The 22,236-nt window shown below is 34.4% G+C and carries 23 protein-coding genes; 9 read left to right on the forward strand and 14 right to left on the reverse strand.

Features of this window, described 5'->3' with window-relative positions; genetic code table 11:
• A complete protein-coding gene (cycA, locus tag H3T96_RS03610; RefSeq protein WP_144091529.1) occupies positions 1–1,371 on the reverse strand; it encodes a D-serine/D-alanine/glycine transporter in 1,371 nt (456 codons plus the stop codon).
• Between the two features lie 196 nt (positions 1,372–1,567).
• On the opposite strand from cycA, the gene mltA reads away from it, so the two are divergent.
• The 3 genes from mltA to asmA all read left to right on the forward strand — a co-directional run bounded on the left by mltA (position 1,568) and on the right by asmA (position 5,231).
• Positions 1,568–2,656 carry a murein transglycosylase A gene (gene mltA, locus H3T96_RS03615; protein WP_186279217.1) on the forward strand — a complete coding sequence of 363 codons (1,089 nt, stop codon included), beginning with the start codon at positions 1,568–1,570 and terminating at the stop codon, positions 2,654–2,656.
• 70 nt (positions 2,657–2,726) lie between these two features.
• Positions 2,727–3,308 (forward strand): dCTP deaminase, encoded by a 582-nt coding sequence (dcd, locus tag H3T96_RS03620; protein ID WP_065738672.1) that lies wholly within the window; start codon positions 2,727–2,729, stop codon positions 3,306–3,308.
• Positions 3,309–3,344: 36 nt separating this feature from the next.
• Positions 3,345–5,231, forward strand: a complete 1,887-nt coding sequence (gene asmA, locus H3T96_RS03625; protein ID WP_144091527.1) for an outer membrane assembly protein AsmA — start codon at positions 3,345–3,347, stop codon at positions 5,229–5,231.
• 87 nt (positions 5,232–5,318) lie between these two features.
• Here asmA and hslU read toward each other — a convergent pair whose 3' ends face one another.
• From hslU to sucC, 11 genes are all read right to left on the reverse strand, one after another.
• Positions 5,319–6,647 carry an HslU--HslV peptidase ATPase subunit gene (gene hslU / locus H3T96_RS03630; RefSeq protein ID WP_065738670.1) on the reverse strand — a complete coding sequence of 443 codons (1,329 nt, stop codon included), beginning with the start codon at positions 6,645–6,647 and terminating at the stop codon, positions 5,319–5,321.
• A 27-nt stretch (positions 6,648–6,674) separates the two neighbouring features.
• A complete protein-coding gene (hslV, locus tag H3T96_RS03635) occupies positions 6,675–7,202 on the reverse strand; it encodes an ATP-dependent protease subunit HslV (protein WP_025316169.1) in 528 nt (175 codons plus the stop codon).
• Positions 7,203–7,363: 161 nt separating this feature from the next.
• The gene (gene tolA / locus H3T96_RS03640; RefSeq protein WP_222102788.1) at positions 7,364–8,467 is read right to left on the reverse strand and encodes a cell envelope integrity protein TolA; all 1,104 of its coding nucleotides are present in this window, start codon (positions 8,465–8,467) and stop codon (positions 7,364–7,366) included.
• A gap of 41 nt (positions 8,468–8,508) precedes the next feature.
• Positions 8,509–8,928, reverse strand: coding sequence for a colicin uptake protein TolR (gene tolR, locus H3T96_RS03645; RefSeq protein ID WP_039130651.1), 420 nt, complete (start codon positions 8,926–8,928; stop codon positions 8,509–8,511).
• Between the two features lie 2 nt (positions 8,929–8,930).
• A complete protein-coding gene (tolQ, locus tag H3T96_RS03650; protein ID WP_086327584.1) occupies positions 8,931–9,611 on the reverse strand; it encodes a protein TolQ in 681 nt (226 codons plus the stop codon).
• Entirely contained in the window at positions 9,612–10,007 is a 396-nt protein-coding gene (gene ybgC / locus H3T96_RS03655) for a tol-pal system-associated acyl-CoA thioesterase (RefSeq protein ID WP_144091525.1), read from the reverse strand.
• Positions 10,008–10,192: 185 nt separating this feature from the next.
• Complete coding sequence (locus H3T96_RS03660; RefSeq protein ID WP_110287270.1) at positions 10,193–10,300, reverse strand: cytochrome bd oxidase small subunit, CydX/CbdX family; 108 nt, start codon at positions 10,298–10,300, stop codon at positions 10,193–10,195.
• Between the two features lie 9 nt (positions 10,301–10,309).
• Entirely contained in the window at positions 10,310–11,446 is a 1,137-nt protein-coding gene (gene cydB / locus H3T96_RS03665) for a cytochrome d ubiquinol oxidase subunit II (RefSeq protein ID WP_086351316.1), read from the reverse strand.
• A gap of 18 nt (positions 11,447–11,464) precedes the next feature.
• On the reverse strand, positions 11,465–13,036 hold the full coding sequence (locus H3T96_RS03670; protein WP_144091524.1) for a cytochrome ubiquinol oxidase subunit I: 1,572 nt from the start codon (positions 13,034–13,036) through the stop codon (positions 11,465–11,467).
• A gap of 109 nt (positions 13,037–13,145) precedes the next feature.
• Entirely contained in the window at positions 13,146–14,018 is an 873-nt protein-coding gene (gene sucD / locus H3T96_RS03675) for a succinate--CoA ligase subunit alpha (protein ID WP_144091523.1), read from the reverse strand.
• Positions 14,019–14,039: 21 nt separating this feature from the next.
• Positions 14,040–15,212 (reverse strand): ADP-forming succinate--CoA ligase subunit beta, encoded by a 1,173-nt coding sequence (sucC, locus tag H3T96_RS03680; protein ID WP_086351315.1) that lies wholly within the window; start codon positions 15,210–15,212, stop codon positions 14,040–14,042.
• Positions 15,213–15,392: 180 nt separating this feature from the next.
• On the opposite strand from sucC, the gene fldA reads away from it, so the two are divergent.
• From fldA to cls, 5 genes are all read left to right on the forward strand, one after another.
• A complete protein-coding gene (gene fldA / locus H3T96_RS03685) occupies positions 15,393–15,905 on the forward strand; it encodes a flavodoxin FldA (RefSeq protein WP_086327214.1) in 513 nt (170 codons plus the stop codon).
• A gap of 79 nt (positions 15,906–15,984) precedes the next feature.
• The gene (gene fur / locus H3T96_RS03690; RefSeq protein WP_086327215.1) at positions 15,985–16,443 is read left to right on the forward strand and encodes a ferric iron uptake transcriptional regulator; all 459 of its coding nucleotides are present in this window, start codon (positions 15,985–15,987) and stop codon (positions 16,441–16,443) included.
• 75 nt (positions 16,444–16,518) lie between these two features.
• Complete coding sequence (locus H3T96_RS03695; protein ID WP_144091522.1) at positions 16,519–17,061, forward strand: inner membrane-spanning protein YciB; 543 nt, start codon at positions 16,519–16,521, stop codon at positions 17,059–17,061.
• A gap of 20 nt (positions 17,062–17,081) precedes the next feature.
• Complete coding sequence (gene yciA / locus H3T96_RS03700; RefSeq protein ID WP_086327217.1) at positions 17,082–17,540, forward strand: acyl-CoA thioester hydrolase YciA; 459 nt, start codon at positions 17,082–17,084, stop codon at positions 17,538–17,540.
• 5 nt (positions 17,541–17,545) lie between these two features.
• Positions 17,546–19,009 carry a cardiolipin synthase gene (cls, locus tag H3T96_RS03705; RefSeq protein WP_086327218.1) on the forward strand — a complete coding sequence of 488 codons (1,464 nt, stop codon included), beginning with the start codon at positions 17,546–17,548 and terminating at the stop codon, positions 19,007–19,009.
• 26 nt (positions 19,010–19,035) lie between these two features.
• On the opposite strand, the gene cpdA is transcribed toward cls, so the two are convergent.
• Entirely contained in the window at positions 19,036–19,866 is an 831-nt protein-coding gene (cpdA, locus tag H3T96_RS03710; protein ID WP_086327219.1) for a 3',5'-cyclic-AMP phosphodiesterase, read from the reverse strand.
• 160 nt (positions 19,867–20,026) lie between these two features.
• Positions 20,027–20,656 carry an ADP-ribose diphosphatase gene (nudF, locus tag H3T96_RS03715; protein WP_086327129.1) on the reverse strand — a complete coding sequence of 210 codons (630 nt, stop codon included), beginning with the start codon at positions 20,654–20,656 and terminating at the stop codon, positions 20,027–20,029.
• Positions 20,657–20,793: 137 nt separating this feature from the next.
• Here nudF and tolC point away from each other — a divergent pair, with 137 nt between their 5' ends.
• The gene (tolC, locus tag H3T96_RS03720; RefSeq protein ID WP_086327130.1) at positions 20,794–22,149 is read left to right on the forward strand and encodes an outer membrane channel protein TolC; all 1,356 of its coding nucleotides are present in this window, start codon (positions 20,794–20,796) and stop codon (positions 22,147–22,149) included.
• The last annotated feature ends 87 nt before the right edge of the window (positions 22,150–22,236 follow it).

A 22,236-nucleotide genomic window follows, 5' to 3' on the forward strand; every position in this document is an offset into this window, starting at 1 on the left:
TTATCTTTTCAATGAACGGAAATAATAACTTATTCCTAATATTACAAACCAAATAGGTGTTGCAATTAAAGCTTGGCAAGTATCAGCTTCGAAAGTAAGCAACACAATCACAAATGCAAAAAAGGCCAAACAGACAAAACACATCAAAATACCGCCAGGCATTTTAAAGTCAGATTGCTCATGCAAATCAGCTTTCTTACGACGATAAGCAATATAAGAAATTAAAATCATCGACCAAATAAACATAAATAAAATAGCCGAAATCGTCGTAACTATGGTAAAGGCCTCCATAACATTAGGCACAAGGTAAATCAATACCACACCACCAAATAAGCAGAGACAAGAAAATAACAAACCATTAGCTGGAACAGAACGACTTGACAGTTTTCCGAAAGGCTCTGGTGCATCTTGCTTTTTTGCAAGTCCAAATAACATACGACTCGTTGAGTAAATACCACTATTAGCGGAAGAGGCAGCTGATGTCAGCACTACAAAATTAATAATGCTTGCCGCAGCAGGTAAACCTATTAAGGTAAATAATTCCACAAACGGACTTTTATTTGGTGAAATTAATGTCCAAGGTGTAACACTCATAATTATGATTAAAGCAAATACATAAAAAAAGATAATCCGAGCAGGTACAGAATTAATTGCTCGTGGTAAATTTTTATTTGGGTCGACAGTTTCTGCTGCGGTAGTACCAACTAGCTCAATTCCCACAAAAGCAAAAATCGCAATTTGAAAACCAGCAAAAAAGCCCATACTACCATTAGGGAAAAGCCCCCCATATTGCCATAAATTTGAAAACGCTGCTGTTGTATCAGTTTGTGTAGAATGATATGAGATTAAAATTAATATACTCCCAATAACAATTAATCCAAGAATCGCAACGATTTTAATCATTGAAAACCAAAATTCTGTCTCACCAAACATTTTTACGGTTAATAAATTTAGAGTTGCTAATAAAATAACCGTCAAAAACATTGGTATCCATGCCTGTAATTCAGGAAACCAATGTTGTGCATATCCCGCAATGGCAACAACGTCTGCAATTCCGGTAATCACCCAACAAAACCAATAAGTCCATCCTGTAAAAAAACCAGCCCAAGGCCCTAAAAGGTCATTCGCAAAATCACTAAATGATTTATACTTTAAGTTTGAAAGTAAAATTTCACCCATTGCTCGCATAACAAAAAACAGGATAAAACCAATTACCATATAGACAAAAACGATTGAAGGTCCAGCCAGACTTATCGTTTTACCTGACCCCATAAATAAGCCAGTACCGATTGCACCACTAATGGCAATTAACTGAATATGTCGGTTAGAAAGGTTTCGCTTTAGATCATGGTTAGAGGATTTAATGCTCATTGCTATTATTACCTTTTATTTTCACAATTTTCCGATTCACAAGAATATAGGACTATAAAGTCTATAGAATCAAAGCGCAAGTTGAATTGTTATGAAAACTTTTTATGGGTTCATAATAATTATCTATAGTTTCTTATAATAGAATTGTGTAGCATAACCCACTATACTTTATAACTTATTACAATAAATGATTAACATGAAACAAAAGAAACGCTGCATTTACTTATCTGTCTTATACATTTTGATTATTCTATCAGTATCAACTGGTTGCCAAAGTCATTTAAATAAAGATACTACACAAGATCATCAATACATGGATGGTAAGTTGCTATTAACTTCTAATGTATCATATCCCCATTTAAGCGCTCCTGTTAACATATCCGATTATGTTCTTCAAGTTGCTATGATTGAATCTTCATCCCCTGAGTTGTATCGTGAAAATGAACATATTTATACCGCTATTAATAACTGGATTAATAACTTACTAGACTTTGATGAGTTTCATAAAGTTGGATTAAACAGCTATGGGATGATTGGGCAAGATGGCTACGGTAATGTACATTTTACGGGTTATTATACGCCTGTCATTAAAGCAAGACATACTCCAACGGCGGAATTCAAATACCCTATTTATAAGATGCCAAACCTGAATGAAGGGGAATTTCCAAGTCGTGAGCAAATTTATAATGGTGCATTAGCTGGCAAAGGACTGGAAATAGCTTACAGTAACTCTCTAATGGATAACTTTATTATGGAAGTTCAGGGAAGTGCTTATATTGATTTTGAAGATGGCGATCCCTTAGTGTTTTTTAGTTATGCTGGAAAAAATGGTTATAGCTACTCAAGTATCGGTCAATTGTTAGTAAAACAAGGTGAGATCAAAAAAGAAGAATTATCAATGCAAGCAATAAAAGATTGGTCTAAAAATAAAAATGAGGAAAAACTTAAACAATTGCTCATTCAAAATCGTTCTTTTGTCTTTTTTGAACCAAAATATAATGCAGAAGTAAAAGGTGCGGCATCGGTTCCCTTAATCGCTAATGCATCGGTCGCTTCTGACAAGTCTTTAATTCCCATTGGTTCAGTAATCTTAGCCGATGTACCACTTCTTGATGATGATGGTCAACATCGAGGGAGAAGAGAGACTCGATTAATGGTTGCACTAGATGTAGGAGGAGCCATTAAAGGTCAACACTTTGATCTTTATCTAGGCATTGGTGAAAAGCCTGGAGAACTGGCTGGTTTTTATAATCACTATGGACGAGTATGGGTGCTAAAACCTTAATTTGCGGACATCGACGACATTAAAAGAACCTGCTAGAATAAACGAATATAAGTTGCATTAAGGATAACTCATGAGATTATGCGATCGAGATATCGAAACGTATTTACAAAATGGTAAATTAAAAATAACCCCTCAACCAGCACCAAACTGCATCAATGGTGCAACTATTGATGTTAGATTAGGTAATAAATTTCGTACTTTTAGAGAACATACTACACCTTATATTGATTTAAGCGGTCCTAAAGAAGAAGTATCCGCAGTATTAGAAAAAGTGATGAGTGAAGAAATAGTTTTACCTGAAGGTGATGCGTTTTATCTTCATCCTGGTGAATTAGCATTAGCCGTTACTTTAGAATCTGTCACAATTCCTAATGATTTGGTTGGCTGGTTAGATGGGCGATCATCCCTTGCTAGACTTGGGCTTATGGTACATGTAACAGCTCATCGTATCGATCCAGGTTGGCAAGGACAAATTGTACTTGAGTTTTTTAATTCTGGAAAAATACCGTTAGCACTTAGACCAGGAATGACAATAGGCGCACTTAGTTTTGAAACACTCACCGGTCCAGCAGCTAGACCGTATAATAGTAGACAAGATGCAAAATATAAAGATCAACATGGCGCAGTCGCTAGCCGTATTGATAAAGACTAAATCACTCCGTAGTTTTTATTCTGAAGGAATATTAACATGATCAAAAAAATATTGATTACTCTTTTAATTTTAATTCTTCTTACTGCCATTGGCATCGTATCTCTTATTGTTTTTGTTGATCCTAATAATTATAGAGGTTTTATTTCTGATACAGTTAAAGATAAAACAGGTTATGAACTAACTATTGACGGTAATTTACGATGGCACATCTGGCCGCAAGTAAGTATATTAACCGATTCAGTTAAACTGTCTGACATTGATGCCAAAAAACCAATTTTAACAGCGGATAATATGCGCCTTGATGTTGAGCTATTTCCTTTATTTTCAAAAAAATTAGAAATTAAAAATGTATTTATAAAATCGGCTATTATCAATATTACCGATGAAAGTAAAGGACAAGTTTATAAACATAAAACTGAACAGCAACCAACTACTGATGATACTCAAACTACACAAACTAAGCAGCAAAAAGAATCATCAAAATGGGCATTTACCTTAAATAAACTTGAAGTTTCTGATAGCACTGTTGTTTTACAAAATAAAGATGATTTTATTAACTTTAGAAACATTAACCTTGCTATCATCCAAAAATCTGATAAAAAAATCGCTATTGATGTTAAAGGCAATATCGATCGTAATCAACAAAATTTTTCTTATGTGGCTGATGCAGATGTTGATTTAGCACTATTCCCAGAAAAAGCCATAATTGATCTGAAGAAATTTGATTACACCTATAAGGGCGTAGCTATTCCTACCAAAGAACTAAAAGGCAATTTGAAAGGTGTTATTAATTATCTACACAATTCAAAACAATTAACAAGCAAGGATTTATCTTTCTCAGTTAATGAAAATTATTTTTCTGGTGCCGTTAATGCTAATTTTGATAAAAAGCCTTATATCGATTTAACGGTAACAAGTAATGAGCTAAATCTTACGCCTTTTTTAGAGAAAGACAAAAAAACAAATGAAAACATTACAATACAACAATCTCCGCCTGTTGTATCTAATGTTACAAATGTAGATAACGAACTAAACTTTCTTAATAGTTTTAACGCTAAAGCAAAACTAGACATTAAAAAATTAAATATTAATAAGATGATATTAAATAATATCAATGTAGCTTTAGCCAATAATGATGGAGTTACAACATTTCAAAATATTGGTTTTGACTTCGCTAAAGGTCACATAGCAGCAACGGGTGTGGCAAATGGTAAACAAAAATATACTCAAATAAAATTAATTCCCAAAATTACTAATATTGATTTAAATACTTTCTTTAACCAGATAGAAACACCTAATGATTTAGAGGGAGTATTTAATGCAAGCGGAGATATAGAAGTAAATACATTATCTGGAAATAAATTATTAGAAAATTTAAAAGGTAATTTATCAATTAATGTAACTAATGCGAAATTAAATAAAATCAATATAAATAGTATCATTCAGAATGCTGCAACTAAATATACTAAAGACGTTTCAGCAACTGAAAATATGAAAAATTATACAGAATTTTCGAAAATCAGTACTGATGCCTATTTAAATAGAGGAAATCTGGAATTAACAACGTTAAATGCCCTTTCACCAACCCTTGAAATAGTTGATGGTTCTGGCAAAGTTGGGATGATTCAAAAAGATCTTGATATTAACATGAATATTAAAATTCTTGGTGGTTGGAACGGAAAAAGCAACACCATTGCCAAACTACAAAAGCTAGTAATTCCATTGCGTATTTACGGGCAATTTTCTAAACTTCATTATCAACTTGATATAGGCCAAGTGATTAAAGATCTCTTTAATGATAAGTTGCAAGAAAGTTTAGATAAATTTCGCAACAAATTAGAAAATCGCAGCTCAAAAGATGGCTCAAAATCAGATTCCAAACAAAAAGCTGTCGATATGTTAGAAAATTTATTGGGCAAATAACAAGCTAAATTAACTAACAAGCATAATAAAAAAAGGTGAGTTAAAAAACTCACCTTTTTTATTGTTAATTAAATCTTACTCTATTTATTATAGAATAAATTTACTTAAATCCTCATCTGCCACAAGTTTATCTAAATGGTCACTTACATATTTAGCATCAATAGTCACTGTTTTGCCATTAAGTTCACTTGCATCAAATGATACTTCTTCCATTAGACGTTCAAGCACAGTATGCAACCTACGAGCACCGATATTTTCATTTTGCTCATTTACTTGCCAAGCTGACTCAGCAATTTTACGAATACCGTCCGGTGTAAAGTCGATATTCACCCCTTCAGTTGCCATTAATGCTTTATATTGCACAGTTAATGATGCATTAGGTTCAGTTAAAATTCTTTCGAAATCTTCGCTAGTTAACGCTTGTAATTCAACTCGAATTGGTAAACGCCCTTGAAGTTCAGGAATTAAATCTGATGGATTTGCCGTTTGGAATGCACCAGAAGCAATAAATAAAATATGATCGGTTTTTACCGAGCCATGTTTAGTTGAAACAGTACAACCTTCAACAAGTGGTAATAAATCACGCTGAACACCTTCACGCGAAACATCTGGTCCAGAGGAATTACCTCTTTTACACACTTTATCGATCTCATCAATAAACACAATACCATTTTGTTCAACAGCTTCAATTGCTTCATGTTTAAGATCATCCGGATTCACTAATTTTGCTGCTTCTTCTTCAGTGAGCTGCTTGAAGGCATCTTTTATCTTCATTTTGCGAGCTTTAGTTTTTTGCCCACCTAAATTTTGGAACATTGACTGTAGTTGATTAGTCATCTCTTCCATGCCAGGAGGAGCCATAATTTCAACCCCAATATTAACGCCAGCAACTTCGATTTCTATTTCTTTATCGTCAAGTGAACCTTCTCGTAATTTTTTTCTAAATGCTTGTCGAGCAGTCGAATCATTATTATTTTCAACTTGCCCCCAACCATCTTTAGCAGGTGGTACAAGCACATCTAAAATACGTTCTTCAGCTAGTTCTTGAGCTCTATTTCGGTTTCTTTCAATTGCTTCTTGTCGAATCATCTTAACAGCAGAGTCAGTTAGATCTCGTATGATTGAGTCAACTTCTTTACCTACATAACCAACTTCGGTAAATTTTGTTGCTTCGACTTTAATAAATGGAGCTCTAGCAAGTTTAGCTAATCTTCTTGCAATTTCTGTTTTACCAACACCCGTTGGACCTATCATAAGAATATTTTTTGGCGTAACTTCATGACGTAATGCTTCATCAAGTTGCATTCGACGCCAGCGATTACGCAAAGCAATAGCAACTGAACGTTTTGCTTTATCTTGCCCAATAATATGTTGGTTTAATTCGCTTACAATTTCGCGAGGAGTCATTTCAGACATAATAGTAGTTCTCTTAAATCAGTTTAATTAGTAATTGAGTTCTTCAATAGTTTGGAAGTTGTTGGTGTAAACACAAATGTCACCCGCTATTGATAGAGATTTTTGTACGATATCATGTGCAGATAATGATGTATTATCTAACAAAGCCCTAGCTGCTGCTTGAGCATAAGGTCCACCCGAACCAATGGCAATAAGATCATCTTCTGGCTGTATAACATCACCAGTACCTGTAATAATCAGTGAGGCACTTTCATCGGCAACCGCAAGTAATGCTTCTAATTTACGTAGCATTCTATCTGTACGCCAATCTTTAGCTAGTTCAACAGCAGCCTTAGTTAAATGACCTTGGTGCATTTCTAGTTTACGTTCAAATAATTCAAAAAGTGTAAAAGCATCGGCAGTACCACCGGCAAAACCCGCAATTACTTTGTTATTATATAAACGACGAACTTTACGTGCATTACCTTTCATAATAATACGTTCACCAAGTGTAACTTGACCATCACCACCAATAACCACTTGCCCTTCACGGCGAACGCTGACTATTGTTGTCATATTCTGCTCCTTCTCTTACTTAAAATAACTAAATTTGGAATGAATAGAACATATATAAGGACGAATAATTGATTTTCAACATCTCCATTAAAAGATGTTGAAAATTTATTTCTATAAAGAAGCTTTTAGGTCAAATCATTTTTAATAAAATAATTTCAATACTATTTGGGTTGGAATTCAACTGTCATATTTTTTACTTCATCATATAAGCCACTCGCTGGTTTTGGAATGGTGGTAAGTTTAGTGGTAGCAACCGCTTCACGACAAAGAGCTTCATCGCCTTCAATAGAGGTCACATTAAGTAATAACCCATCCGGTGCTATTTGAATTTGTAAAACACAACTTTTGCCACTGTAAACATTAGCTGGATTTATAAATTTATTGCTTATAGCGTTTGTTACTAATGCTTTGTATTTAGCTAGTTCATCATCGGATGAACCTTTACGGCTTGCAGCTGCTCCACTTTGATCACTTGGAGAATTTGGAGCACCAGAAGTCAGACCACCTAATAGATCATTGATAGCTTTATCTTTTTTAGCCTGTTCTGCCTTTTGTTTTGCTTTTATCTCCGCTGCTTTCTTTTCCGCTGCTGCTTTCTCTGCTGCCGCTTTTTCTGCCGCTGCCTTTTCCGCTGCTGCTTTCTCTGCCGCCGCCTTTTCCGCTGCTGCTTTCTCTGCCGCCGCCTTTTCCGCCGCTGCTTTCTCTGCCGCCGCCTTTTCCGCTGCTGCTTTCTCTGCTGCCGCTTTTTCTGCCGCTGCCTTTTCCGCTGCTGCTTTCTCTGCCGCTGCCTTTTCCGCTGCTGCTTTCTCTGCCGCTGCCTTTTCCGCTGCTGCTTTCTCTGCTGCCGCTTTCTCTGCTGCCGCTTTTTCTGCCGCCGCCTTTTCCGCTGCTGCTTTCTCTGCTGCAATCCTTTCTTCTTCTTGCTTTTTCAATTGCTCAGCAAGTTTTATACGTTCTTTTGTTAAATCCTTTAGATATTGTTGTTCAGCTAGTTGTTTTTCTTGCAATTCTTTAGCTTGATCGGCTAACTGCTGTTCTCTTTTTCTATCAGCTTGCTGTTGGCTTTCTTTCGTTTTTAATTGCCGTTGATATTGATCTGTCATAACAGAAGGATCAATCATAATAGCATCAATACTGTTTCCAGTCTCTTTGCCATAATTGATACCATCCATATTTTTTATAGCTTGATAACCAAGAATAATAATTAAGATTAAATGTAATATAATCGATATTATAATTGGTATACTTAATTTAGAATTTCGCATATAAGACATTGCTGATATTTTTAATGTATTATTATGGTTAATTAAATTGGTTGAGTCATCAATCCAACTGACTTAACGCCTGCAGATTGCAATAAATTTAATGCTTTTATAATTTCTTCATAAGGAACATTCTTAGCACCACCAATTAAAAAAACAGCTTTTTCATTTATTGAAAGTTGATGTTTCACTTCAGCAATAATCTGCTCTTGAGGTAAGTCGGATTGACGATCTTGATCAATAATGAGAGCATATACGCCAATACCAGATACTTCAATGATTATGGGTTTATTATCAGCAGGAGAAACTGTTTTTGATTCTGATGCTTCAGGTAAATCTACTTCTACACTTTGGCTTATAATTGGTGCTGTTGCCATAAAAATAAGCACCAATACTAATAGTACATCAAGCAAAGGAACTATATTGATTTCAGATTTGGTTGAATATCGTGAACGTCTACTCATAATTATTTCCTAACAGCCACAGCTTGACGTTGTAAAATAGCTGAAAATTCGTCAATAAAATTAAGGTAACTCTGTTCAAGTCTACTTACACGTAATGATAAACGATTATAAGCAAGAACAGCAGGTATAGCAGCGAATAAACCAATGGCCGTTGCAATTAAAGCTTCAGCAATCCCTGGAGCAACCATTTGCAATGTTGCTTGTTTTACCGCACCCAAAGAAATAAACGCATGCATAATCCCCCAAACAGTACCAAATAAGCCGATATAAGGACTAATTGAACCTACAGTACCTAAAAAAGGAATATGTAATTCTAAATTATCAAGTTCACGGTTCATTGCCAACCGCATAGAGCGAGAAGCACCATCTAATGCAGCTTCTGGCATATTCGGGTTAATTTGGTAAAGGCGTGAAAACTCCTTAAAACCTGAATAAAAAATATGTTCTGTACCGCTAATGTCTTCTTTATGATGTTTTGCTTTATCAAACAACATATTCAGTTCTTCCGATGCCCAGAAACTATTTTCAAATTGATCAATTTGTTTTTTAGCCTTTCCTAAAATTTTAGTACGTTGAAATATAATAGCCCAAGACATCACAGAAAATGTTAATAACAATAACATAACGCCTTGCACCAAAAGGCCTGCCTGTAAAAAAAGATCAATAATATTCAAATTTTCCACTTAAATAAACTCCAAAACTAATAACTTTGGAAGCGCACATGGCTTCATTTTAGTCATATTGACACAAGCAATAATTACATCAGCATTGCTGATAATTTGCTTATTCTGATTTAATATAGTCTGTTTAAAAATAATAGACGCCTTACGAATTTGCTCAACCTGAGTGCTGATAGTTAGCATGTCATCTAAACGGGCTGGAAAGTCGTAGCTAATATCCATCTTTTTAACAACAAATGCAATACCTTCTTGTAGTAATGTTTGTTGACTAATATTAAGCTGTCTTAGCATTTCTGTTCTAGCGCGTTCATAAAAAGCAAGATACCGAGCATGGTAAACAACCCCGCCAGCATCTGTGTCTTCATAATAGACTCTTGCATTCCAATTGAATTGTTTCATATCCTATAATCTAATTTAAACTAAAAATTAGCGACATTATATCTGAATATAAAATTCGCTACACTATGATATAAAAATAGTTAAATGAAAACAATTATCATTTGTCAATTATTTATCATATTGACAGACTAATAATCAAAAAGGTGACAATTTGCCACCTTTATATTTATTTTTTGTAGATTTCACTATTTGTTCGTTTCTTTTTCGTTACTAGAGTTTTCAACCCAAAGTCCAGTAACAACAGCAAGCATACAAGTTGCAATAACTCCAATGAACCATAACACGTAATACATAATTATTCCTTAGTAAAGTGAATGTTTATTATTTTCAATATGATTTTTGTCTAATCGTCCAAACATTTTTATATAACTCCAAATAGTATAGAAAAGTATGATTGGTAAGAATACTACCACCACACCAAACATTATATTCAGTGTTAATTGACTAGAACTTGCATCCCATATTGTTAAACTAGCATTTGGCATAATGCTTGATGGAATAACGAATGGGAACGTTGCAATACCATATGTAAATAATACACAAGCAATGGTTAAAGAAGATGATAAAAACACTAATCCATTTTTATTCAAACCAGAAAAGAAAATAGTTAATAATGGTAATAATACACCTAATGCAGGAACAAGCCATAAAATAGGGTAATTCATGTAATTTTTCAACCATGAAACATCTGTTGATACAGTCTTATTTAACGGATGAGAAACACCATTGTAATCTATTGCACTAGTAATTTCATAACCATGAATACCAAAAGTAACCCACACACCAGCCAATACGAATGCAATTAACATAATTAAACTAGCAATTTGGGTTGCTTTTCTAGCTCTTAGATAAAGTTCACCAGAAGTCTTTAATTGCAACCAAGCTCCACCATGGGCAACCATTAACATTAAGCTGACAATACCTGCTAATAATGCAAATGGATTAAGTAGACCAAAAAAAGAACCATCATAAAAAGCACGATAAGAATTATCGAATCTAAATGGTACACCTTCTAATAAGTTTCCAAAAGCTACCCCTAACACAAGTGCAGGAACAAAGCTTCCTAAAAAGATAGCGATATCCCACATATTACGCCATTTAGTGTTCTCTAGTTTACTACGATAATCAAAACCAATTGGTCTGAAGAATAATGCACATAACACTAAAATCATCGCAATATAAAAACCAGAAAAGGATACAGCATAAGCCATAGGCCAAGCAGCAAATATACCTGCACCACCAGTAATTAACCAAACTTGGTTACCATCCCAATGTGGGGCAATTGCATTTATCATTATACGACGTTCAGAATCAGTTTTACCGATAAAAGGTAATAAAATACCAACGCCCATATCAAAGCCATCAGTGATAACAAAAGCGATTAAAACAACACTAATCAACACCCACCAGATGACGCGTACAATTTCGTAATCAATCATTGTATATACTCCCTATGCCTATTCTGATATCGCTTGTGTTTTTTCATAATAATAGTTGCCAGTACCTAATGAACTTGGTCCTAATCGCGCAAACTTGAACATCAAGAACAATTCAGCAACTAAAAATAGTGTATACAGACCACAAACTAAGGTCATAGTAAATAATACTTCCCCTGCTGTTAACGAGGAATTGGCGACTCCAGTCGGTAAAATATCTTGAATTGCCCAAGGTTGACGACCATATTCCGCAACAAACCAGCCACATTCACAAGCAAGCCATGGCGCAGGCAATAATAGAAGAAGTAAACGATGTAACCAACGTTTTTGACCAATTTTATTTTTGTAAGTTGCCCACAACGCGAGTCCAGCACCTAAAATCATCAGCAATCCAAAACCAACCATTCCTCTAAATGCCCAGAACAAAGGCCATACCGTTGGAATTGAATCATCTGACGCCGCTTTAATATGTTCTTCAGTAGCCTCAGGAATCGTTAAATTATCACGATCAGTAAAACGTTTAACCAAATAACCATATCCTAAATCGGCTTTATTATCCTCAAAGGCTTTAAGAACAGATGGATCTTGATCGCCTTTTTGAATTTTTTCTAAATTAGCATAGGCTAAGATACCATTACGGATTCTGGTTTCATTGTCAGTAATAATATCTTTCAAACCAACTACTTGCTTATCAAGTGAACGGGTAGTCATTATTCCCATTACATACGGAATCTCAATTGCAAATAAATTTTCCTTATTTTTTTGCGATGGGAATGCAATCACATTAAATGACGCTGGTGCAGGTTGAGTTTCCCATTCACCTTCAATTGCTGCCAGTTTAGTAGGTTGTACGGTCGACAATTCGTGACCTGCTTCATCCCCCATGACGGCGACAACAATTGACATGATAAAACCAAACATGGCCGCTACGGCAAAAGAACGATTTGCGAAAGGTAAATCTCGTTTCTTTAAAAGATAATATGAGCTAATACTTAAAACAAACATCGCACCGGTTAAGTATCCTGCAGCAACAGTATGTACGAATTTGTATTGAGCAACAGAATTGGTAATTAGTTCGAAAAAGCTGGCCATTTCCATACGTGAGTTTATCGGATTAAATTCAGATCCTATAGGGAATTGCATCCACCCATTTGCGACTAAAATCCAAAGCGCTGAAAAGTTTGAACCAAACGCCACACACCAAGTAACCATTAGATGTTTACCACGACTTAGTCTATCCCATCCAAAAAAGAATAAACCAACCATCGTTGATTCCAAGAAAAATGCCATTAATCCTTCAATTGCAAGCGGTGCCCCAAAAATATCACCCACGTAGTGCGAGTAATAAGACCAGTTGGTACCGAATTGAAATTCCATAGTTAAACCGGTAGCAACACCAACAGCAAAATTAATACCGAATAGTTTACCCCAGAATTTGGTCATATCCTTCCAGACTTGCTTGCCACTAACAACATATACCGTTTCCATAATTGCTAGCATAAATGCCAAACCCAGTGTTAATGGTACAAAAATGAAATGATACATTGCTGTGAGTGCAAATTGAAGGCGTGACAGTTCTACTATATCTAACATAAAGCGCTCCCTCTTATCCTTAAATGCTTAAATGCCCACAAAATTTGTAAAGTTATTTTAGCTATTGTACAACATTATTTAAAGAATAAAAATTGACAGGGATCAAAAATTATATATCAAACTGTTTTTTTACAGCACTTCCAATATCAGCAAGGTTAGTAACAATAGTTATACCTGCTGATAATAGCGCTTTGGTTTTTTCTTTCGCTGTACCTTTGTTACCAGAAATAATCGCACCAGCATGTCCCATGCGTTTACCTGCTGGAGCAGATGTTCCTGCAATATAGGCTATAACAGGTTTAGTTACATGTTTTTTAATATATTCAGCGGCCTCTTCTTCTGCACTTCCCCCAATTTCACCTATCATAACAATAGCCTCAGTCTTTGGATCTTGTTCAAGTAATTTCAAAATTGAAACAAAATCACTTCCAGGAATTGGGTCACCGCCAATACCGACACAAACAGATTGGCCAATACCGATATCCGTTGTCTGTTTAACTGCTTCATAAGTTAACGTTCCAGAGCGAGAAACAATCCCAACTTTACCCGCTAAATGAATATGCCCTGGCATAATACCAATTTTACATTCATTCGGTACAATAATTCCAGGACAATTTGGTCCAATCATAACTACGTCGTTTTGTTTCAATTTTTCTTTGACGATTAACATATCTAAAGTTGGGATGCCTTCAGTTATACAAACAATTAATTTTATTCCAGCATCAATTGCTTCTAGGATGGAATCTTTTCCAAATGCAGCAGGCACATAAATGACGGTGGCTGTAGCACCCGTTGCCGCAACCGCCTCTTTAACGGTATTAAAGACTGGCAAACCTAAATGTGTTGTTCCACCTTTACCCGGTGTGACGCCTCCTACCATTTTAGTTCCATATGCTATCGCTTGTTGAGAATGGAATGTACCTTGACTACCAGTAAATCCTTGACAGATGACTTTGGTTTCTTTATCGACTAAAATTGACATAATAAATCTTCTCCACTCTCACTATTTTGCAACGCCAACGATTTTCTGTGCAGCATCTGTTAAACTTTTGGCGGTAATAATATTTAGATTACTATCAGCTAAAATACTTCGGGCAATTTCGGCATTATTACCTTGAAGTCGTACGACAACCGGAACCTTAAGACCTATTTCTTGAATTGCACTAATAATACCTTCAGCAATTAAATCACAACGAACAATACCACCAAAAATATTGACTAAAATCGCTTTGACATTTTTTTCTGATAAAATCAATTTAAATGCTTCTGCTACACGTTCTTGAGTTGTACTACCACCAACATCTAAAAAGTTAGCAGGTTCACCACCATATAATTTGATGATATCCATTGTAGCCATTGCTAATCCAGCACCGTTAACCATGCATCCGATATTTCCATCTAAAGAAACATAACTAATACCTTGTTTGGCAGCAATGGATTCAAGTTCATCTTCTTGTGTTGTATCTTTTAAATAATTTAATTTTGGATGACGAAAAAGAGCATTATCATCAAGAACGATTTTAGCATCTAAACAAACAAGTTCTTGTTCATCAGTAATAACTAAAGGGTTAACTTCAGCTAATGCAACATCGTTATCTAAAAATAGATTAGCAAAATTAACAAATAATTTAGAAAATTGGTTAACAAGCTTACCTGTTAATCCCAATTTAAAAGCAAGTTCACGACCTTGGAAAGCAGATGGTCCAGTTAACGGGTCGAGTGGCATTTTGTGAATTAAGTGTGGAGATTTTTCAGCAACACTTTCAATATCAACTCCTCCCTCAGTCGATGCCATAATAACAACACGTTTAGAACTTCGATCAATAACTGCACCTAAATAAAGTTCTTTAGAAATATTTGAAGCTTTTTCGATTAAAATCTGATTTACTGGCTGACCTTTGGATGTTGTTTGATAAGTGACTAAATGTTTACCTAACCACTTTTCAGCAAAACCTTTTATCTCATTGAAGTTTTTAGTACAAATTACGCCCCCAGCTTTACCTCTTCCTCCGGCATGAACCTGGCATTTAGCGACCCAAGAACTAATATCCGATTGGGATTGTAATTTTGATAAAATATCTTTTACCTCATCAACTGAATTACAAACATAGCCTTCAGGTACAGGTAAATTGTACTCTTTAAAAATATATTTTGATTGATACTCGTGCAGGTTCATAACTAAATTCCATGATTTAAATTAATATAAACACTAGTAATAATTCTAATCTAAGATGAATAAATTGTGTAGTAAATAATATCTTATGTTGATAGTAATTGAGAATGATTGCTGATATTAATTGACAATGATATACTCAAAAAATATTTTTGATGAAGTAATAACAGTAAAGGTATAAATATGGCAAACGTTGGTATTTTTTTTGGTAGCGATACAGGTAATACAGAAAATGTAGCAAAGCAAATCCAACAAATTTTAGGCAGTGACAAAGCAGATATTTTTGATATTGCAAAAACAACTAAAGAAACACTAGAACAATATAATTATCTTTTTTTAGGTATTCCAACTTGGTACTATGGCGAATCACAAGCTGATTGGGATGACTTTTTCCCTAACTTAGAACAAATTGATTTCAATGGTAAAATGGTGGCTATTTTTGGTTGTGGAGATCAAGAAGATTATGCTGAATATTTTTGTGATGCCATGGGTACATTACGTGATGTTATTGAGCCTAAAGGTGCGAAAATAGTTGGACACTGGTCAACAGAAGGATATAGCTTTGAAGCATCGAAAAGTTTAGTAGACGATACTCACTTTGTAGGACTAGCCATTGATGAAGATCGTCAACCAGAATTAACAGAAGAACGAATCAATAATTGGGTCAATCAAGTCAAAACCGAAATGAACATTTAATCAATTAAAATGATTTCTTTTATTTACCGTGCATAGTTTCTATAATATGTGTTTATTAATAACTTAATTGGGATGTAATATGACAAATCATGATAATGATAATAATGCAGCGCTTAAAAGTGCTGGTTTAAAGGTTACGTTACCACGATTAAAGATTTTAGAATTATTGAGAGATCCTTCATGTCAACATATCACAGTCGAGGATCTTTATAAAAAGTTGCTTGATATGGGCGAAGAAATCGGACTCGCCACCGTCTACCGTGTTTTAAACCAATTTGATGATGCTGGAATTGTAACACGTCATAATTTTGAGGGTGGCAGAGCGGTATTTGAGCTTGCAACGCAAAAACATCATGATCATTTAATTTGTTTAGATTGTGGTGAAGTATTTGAATTTCGAGATGAAATTATTAATGCAAGACAAAAAGAAATTGCTGAGCAATATGGAGTTAAATTAACTTTTCATAGCTTATATCTTTATGGACATTGCCAATCAGGTAATTGTAAAGCCCATCCTGAACTTCATACAAAAAAATAAGCCTATTTCTGATAGGCTTTTTCACTTACAATTATAACTAAGACAAGTTATCTTTTCTATCAGGTTAATATTTACATGAAACAGCTTTTAAATTTTATACCCCTTGTAATCTTTTTTATATTTTTGACAATGTATGATGTCTTTGTTGGTGTACAAGCCTTGATGATAGCAGCAACGGTCTGTTTTCTAATTGTGCTTATCATTTACCGAAAAATCGACAAAGTAGAATTGATATCTTATTTAATGGTGATGGTTTTTGGTGGATTTACTCTTTATACCCGAGAACCTAATGTTATAAAATGGAAAGTGACAATTATTAACTTTTTGTTTGCCTCAGGTTTACTCATTAGTCAGTATGGTTTCAAAAAAAATATGCTTCAAAAGCTTCTAGGCAAAGAAATTCAGCTAGATTCAGTCATTTGGAATAGATTAAATATATTATGGATAGCTTTCTTCATGACATGTGGCGTGATTAGTTTAGGTGCAACCTATTATACAACAGATGACTTTTTCTGGATTTTTAAAGTATTTATTTTACCTGGTGCATCGTTATTATTATCCTTAATATCGGGAATCTATATATATAAAAATATGGATAAAGATATAGACAGTAAATAGCATAGATGGAGTATTTTAATATGAAACAATCCGATACATCCCCTAAAGGCCAACTAGTACTAAGAACACTGGCAATGCCTGCTGATACTAATCCTCATGGCCACATTTTTGGCGGTTGGATAATGTCGCAAATGGATCTCGCTGGCGGTATTCTATCGAAAGAGATCGCTAGAAATCGAGTTGTAACGGTTAACGCAAGTAGCATTACCTTTCATAAGCCTGCAATGGTAGGAGATGTTGTTTGTTGCTATGCGCATTGTATCAAAACAGGCAAAACATCTATTACTATTGGTATTGAAGTTTGGGTTAAAAAAGTAATTGATACAACAGATTCACTGAAACGTTTTTGTATCACTGATGCTGTATTTACTTATGTTTCAGTAGATAAACACAATAATCCTAAACCATTACCTGAAGTCTTTCAGGATTATGATTGTACTAAAGATGGGATTAGTAAACTCAACCTAAGTAATAGCTAACTTATATGCAATATACTTCATTCCACGCCTTAGTCAGTTCATTGATCTTTTTGATTTATTGGTTGATGATCGTTGCTACGACGTTACGAATAGTGTTTAAACGAAGACCAACTACCTATGTAATTGCATGGATGCTAGTAATTTATATTTTACCGATAGTTGGAATCATTCTTTATTTCTCGTTAGGTGAAGCTCATTTAGGGCAACAGCGTGTTAAACGCGCACAAAAAATGCGTCCAATCATTGCTAACTTTATAAATAGAATTAGCATTTTTCCAGATATTTTCACAACCCAAGTCAGTCAAGTTAGTAAACCTATTTTTCAACTTTGTAAACATCAAACGGGGCTTGATGGTATAAACGGTAATCATATTGAACTGCTGAGTGATACTGACGCAATTTTCGATCAGCTAATTGAAGATATCAATCAAGCAACCTCTAACATCGAGATGGTGTTTTATATTTGGAATGAGGGAGGTCGAGCCGATGATGTTGAAAAAGCATTGATTGAAGCAACTAAGCGTGGTGTGACTTGTCACTTAATGGTAGATTCTGCAGGTAGTCGCCGTTTTCTTAGAACAAAGGCAAGTAAAAGAATGCGTGAAGCGGGAATCATTATTATTGAAGCCCTAAAAGTTAACTTACTTCGATTTATGTTTAGGCGATTAGATTTAAGACAACATCGTAAAGTTGCAATCATAGATAACTATATCTCATATACGGGTAGCATGAATATTGTCGACCCCCGCTTTTTTAAACAGAATAAGCATGTGGGCGAATGGGTCGATATTATGGTAAGAATGCGTGGTCCTGTTACCACGTTAATGGGTGCAATTTATGCTAGTGATTGGGAATTAGAAACAGGTACCGATCTTGCTTTACCCCAAATTACGGACTTTGCCGAACCCCCAGAAGAAAAAAAACATATTATGCAACTTATTGCTTCAGGTCCTGGTTATACAGAAAACATGATCCATCAGGTATTATTGACAGCAATTTATGCAGCTCAAAAACAAATTATTTTTACTACACCCTATTTAGTTCCAAGTGACGACATCTTACATGCGGTATGTACTGCAGCTCAGCGTGGAGTAGACGTTATTATTATTGTTCCGAAAAAGAACGATTCCTTAATGGTTAAATGGGCTAGTCGAGCATTTTTTTCAGAATTGCTTGAGGGAGGGGTCAAACTTTATCAATACAATGATAATTTATTACATACTAAAAGTGTTTTAATTGATAATCAGCTTAGTTTAGTCGGTACAGTCAATTTAGATATGCGAAGCTTATGGTTAAATTTTGAAATTACAACTGTCATTGATGATGCTGAATTTGCCCAATCACTTTTTTCTCTTCTACAAGGGTATTTAGCACAGTCCGAAAAAGTTAATATTGAAATATGGAAACAGCGACCTATTTGGCAACGTATTGTTGAACGATTATTTTACTTTTTTGCCCCACTACTATAGTAATCAGATAAGATTATCACTTACTCTTAATAACCATTTTGGGATAAATCGGGAACAAAACGGTTATCATTAATTCGAAATACTTCTGTTTCAAGCATACCATCGTTGGTTAATGTTATTTCACGCCAACCGGGTGCATCATTATCAGCTAATCCAAAATTATAACTATTAGGTTTAAATTGTACACAAGTTGAAGGCGTAGAAAATGCTTTACATGTATACCATTGATGATCTTGGCTTTGATGGATATGCCCCCACCCTAATCCTTTTATTTGAGGATATGCTTGTATAATTTTTTCCAACTCAATACTATTTTTCAAGATATGCTGATCCAGCCAGTGACATTCTGAATTAATAGGATGATGATGTAAAAAGACCAGTGCATTTCTATCAGAATATCTATCTAAATTTTTTTGTAAAAAAAGTAATTCTGAATCCGCTAATAAGCCGTAAGCTTGGCCTTCAACCTGACTATTTAAAAGAATAATTATCCATTTATCACTTAACAAAACAACTTTATTATCTAAAAGTCGATAATTAGCAAAAACGGATTGCATGTAGTCATAGTTATCATGATTTCCAGGCAACCAAACACAAGGAGTATTTAATGTGGTTATTTGCTCTGCAAAAAATTTATAAGCTTCTTTTGTACCATCTTGAACAAAATCGCCGGTAGCTACAATTAAATCATATGTTCTACTGCATTTTTTAATCTCATCGATTACAGCCAAAAAACTTGCGTTTGAATTCACTCCAAGCAAAGCACAGCTTCCATCAGCAAAAAGATGGGTATCAGTAATTTGTAATATTTTACCGTAATTTTTATTTTTTGTTGGCAGCTGTAAAAGTGACTCCAAAATTCACCTCAGTTATTCATCAAATAATATGGTTAATAATGTTAATAGCAAAACAAAACATTGCAGTAGGCTATATAATTTTATTATAAATCCTAGCGTTATATTAAAGTGTAAAATAGATCACATTTTAATGAAAGAAATAATTAAATATAATTAGTAATTACTTCCATTCATTTTTTAGATTTAAATAATTGAGTTGCAACCATTGCAAAGCAATAATTGATGCTGCATTATTAATTACTCCATCTTCAACCCATTTATAAGCTTGATCTCGACTGACAACATGAACTTTGATGTCTTCATTTTCTTCCGCAAGTCCATGAATCCCTGTTGCGGTTGAAGCATCAACTTCACCAACCAAAATATGTAATTTTTCAGTTAATCCTCCCGGAGAAGCTAAATAACTAATAACAGGTTTGCATCGACCAATGGTAACACCTGCTTCTTCAATTGCCTCACGCCTAGCCACTTCTTCAAATGATTCATTTTCATGATCCATCATTCCCGCTATCAACTCTAACATCCATGGGGTTTCTTGAGTTTCAATTGCAGCGATACGGATTTGTTCAATTAAAACAACTTCATCACGTTTAACATCATATGCAAGCAAGACCACAGCATGACCGCGTTCTAACACCTCTCGGGTAACGACATCGCTCACTGAACCATCAAATTTACGATATTGAAAACGATATTCTAGTAAAGAAAAGAAACCTTTATAAAGCACCCGTTTAGTTAGATTAAATACATCATTTTTGTTAAAATTTATTGGATTATTTTTTATTTTCATATTGTGTCTCGTTTTGGGCTGAATTTTAATAAAAAGTGCGAATGGTAAATAAACTATGCTTACTATATGCTAATTATCTGTTAAAATCGCACAAATGAAAATACAATTATATTTTAATGTTTTTAAAGAGATGATTGATGAAAAAAACGCTAACCTTTTTAATCGGCTTAACATTAAGCCAAGCAGTTTTTGCTGAAAATTTGATTCAAGTTTATGAACAAGCTAAAGAGACAAACCCAGATCTACGTAGTTCTTTAGCAGAAAAAGAGAAAGCTTACTCAGCAATTTCAGGTTCACGAGCAAGTTTATTACCACAAGTTGGTCTTAATGCATCTTATGGTGTAACACATGGGCGTCGCGACATCAGTGGACAGAAAAATAAAAGTGGTAATTTATACCAAGTAACGGTATCACAAAGTATTTTTAATTTCTCAAGTTGGAAAGCTTTAGATATTACAAAAAAACAAGCAAGTATTGCTGATATTGCTTATCAATACCAAGGTCAAACATTAATTTTAAATACATCGGTTGCTTATTTTAATGTTTTAAAAGCACTTGATGCTTTAAGCTTTATTGATGCTCAGAAAAAAGCAATTGGTCGCCAATTAGAACAAACTCGTCAACAACATCAAGTTGGTTTAGTAGCCATTACTGATGTACAAAATGCTCAAGCTAATTATGATTTAACGGTTGCTCAACAGGTTAACGCATTAAATGAGTTAAATAATTCAATTGAAAATTTACGTCAAGTAAGTGGACGTTTTTATTCTAGTTTAGCAACGATTGATACCAAAACATTTAAAACCGAAGCACCAACTCAAATTAGTTTATTATTAAAACAATCTGAGGCATCTAATCTTAATTTATTAACAATGAAATTAAATCAAGATATTGCCCGTGAACAAATTAAACTTGCACAATCAGGATATATGCCTACTGCAAGTTTAGATGCATCGACAAACTTAAATAAAAATGAGAGATATGGAAATTACTCTTCAAATGGTGCTATAGGATCTCATCATAGTAAAAGCTATTCTGGTAATAATTATGTTGGTGTAAGTGTCAACATGCCAATTTTTTCAGGTGGTGCAACTATGTCACAAGTTGAACAAGCACAGCATAATTTTGTCAGTTATAGCGAGAAATTAGAAAGCACTAATCGTAGTGTGATTAATCAAGTTCGCTCATCTTATAACAATATTTCATCTTCAATCAGTTCAATCAAAGCTTATCAACAAGCTGTTGTGTCTGCCGAAAGTTCATTAGAAGCAACTTCATCTGGATATCAAGTTGGTACACGTACCATTGTTGATGTGCTAAATGCAACAACACAGCTTTATAGTTCTAAACGAAATCTATCGGATGCAAAATATAATTATCTAACAAGTTTACTACAGTTAAAATATGCCGTTGGGACTTTAACTGCAGATGACTTGGTATATTTAAATAATATGTTAGGTAAAGAACTAAGCACTTTAGCTACCATAAAATAATCAGTAATTCTGATTATTTTAGAATCTCTCATACAAAAAGGCGGTTTTTTTTATCGCCTTTTTTGTTATTGTTGACTTTATTGATTA

It is taken from the genome of Gilliamella sp. W8136, assembly GCF_016101285.1.
Taxonomy (GTDB): Bacteria; Pseudomonadota; Gammaproteobacteria; order Enterobacterales; family Orbaceae; genus Gilliamella; species Gilliamella apicola_N.

Excerpts from the sequence above, each read along its gene's own strand:
- fldA (WP_086327214.1), top strand. The coding sequence starts at position 15,393 with ATGGCAAACGTTGGTATTTTTTTTGGTAGCGATACAGGTAATACAGAA.
- ybgC (WP_144091525.1), bottom strand. The coding sequence starts at position 10,007 with ATGAAACAATTCAATTGGAATGCAAGAGTCTATTATGAAGACACAGAT.
- H3T96_RS03695 (WP_144091522.1), top strand. The coding sequence starts at position 16,519 with ATGAAACAGCTTTTAAATTTTATACCCCTTGTAATCTTTTTTATATTT.
- sucC (WP_086351315.1), bottom strand. The coding sequence starts at position 15,212 with ATGAACCTGCACGAGTATCAATCAAAATATATTTTTAAAGAGTACAAT.
- dcd (WP_065738672.1), top strand. The coding sequence starts at position 2,727 with ATGAGATTATGCGATCGAGATATCGAAACGTATTTACAAAATGGTAAA.
- asmA (WP_144091527.1), top strand. The coding sequence starts at position 3,345 with ATGATCAAAAAAATATTGATTACTCTTTTAATTTTAATTCTTCTTACT.
- tolC (WP_086327130.1), top strand. The coding sequence starts at position 20,794 with ATGAAAAAAACGCTAACCTTTTTAATCGGCTTAACATTAAGCCAAGCA.
- hslV (WP_025316169.1), bottom strand. The coding sequence starts at position 7,202 with ATGACAACAATAGTCAGCGTTCGCCGTGAAGGGCAAGTGGTTATTGGT.
- nudF (WP_086327129.1), bottom strand. The coding sequence starts at position 20,656 with ATGAAAATAAAAAATAATCCAATAAATTTTAACAAAAATGATGTATTT.
- yciA (WP_086327217.1), top strand. The coding sequence starts at position 17,082 with ATGAAACAATCCGATACATCCCCTAAAGGCCAACTAGTACTAAGAACA.
- tolA (WP_222102788.1), bottom strand. The coding sequence starts at position 8,467 with ATGCGAAATTCTAAATTAAGTATACCAATTATAATATCGATTATATTA.
- tolR (WP_039130651.1), bottom strand. The coding sequence starts at position 8,928 with ATGAGTAGACGTTCACGATATTCAACCAAATCTGAAATCAATATAGTT.
- hslU (WP_065738670.1), bottom strand. The coding sequence starts at position 6,647 with ATGTCTGAAATGACTCCTCGCGAAATTGTAAGCGAATTAAACCAACAT.
- H3T96_RS03660 (WP_110287270.1), bottom strand. The coding sequence starts at position 10,300 with ATGTATTACGTGTTATGGTTCATTGGAGTTATTGCAACTTGTATGCTT.
- cydB (WP_086351316.1), bottom strand. The coding sequence starts at position 11,446 with ATGATTGATTACGAAATTGTACGCGTCATCTGGTGGGTGTTGATTAGT.
- cycA (WP_144091529.1), bottom strand. The coding sequence starts at position 1,371 with ATGAGCATTAAATCCTCTAACCATGATCTAAAGCGAAACCTTTCTAAC.
- fur (WP_086327215.1), top strand. The coding sequence starts at position 15,985 with ATGACAAATCATGATAATGATAATAATGCAGCGCTTAAAAGTGCTGGT.
- sucD (WP_144091523.1), bottom strand. The coding sequence starts at position 14,018 with ATGTCAATTTTAGTCGATAAAGAAACCAAAGTCATCTGTCAAGGATTT.
- mltA (WP_186279217.1), top strand. The coding sequence starts at position 1,568 with ATGAAACAAAAGAAACGCTGCATTTACTTATCTGTCTTATACATTTTG.
- H3T96_RS03670 (WP_144091524.1), bottom strand. The coding sequence starts at position 13,036 with ATGTTAGATATAGTAGAACTGTCACGCCTTCAATTTGCACTCACAGCA.
- cls (WP_086327218.1), top strand. The coding sequence starts at position 17,546 with ATGCAATATACTTCATTCCACGCCTTAGTCAGTTCATTGATCTTTTTG.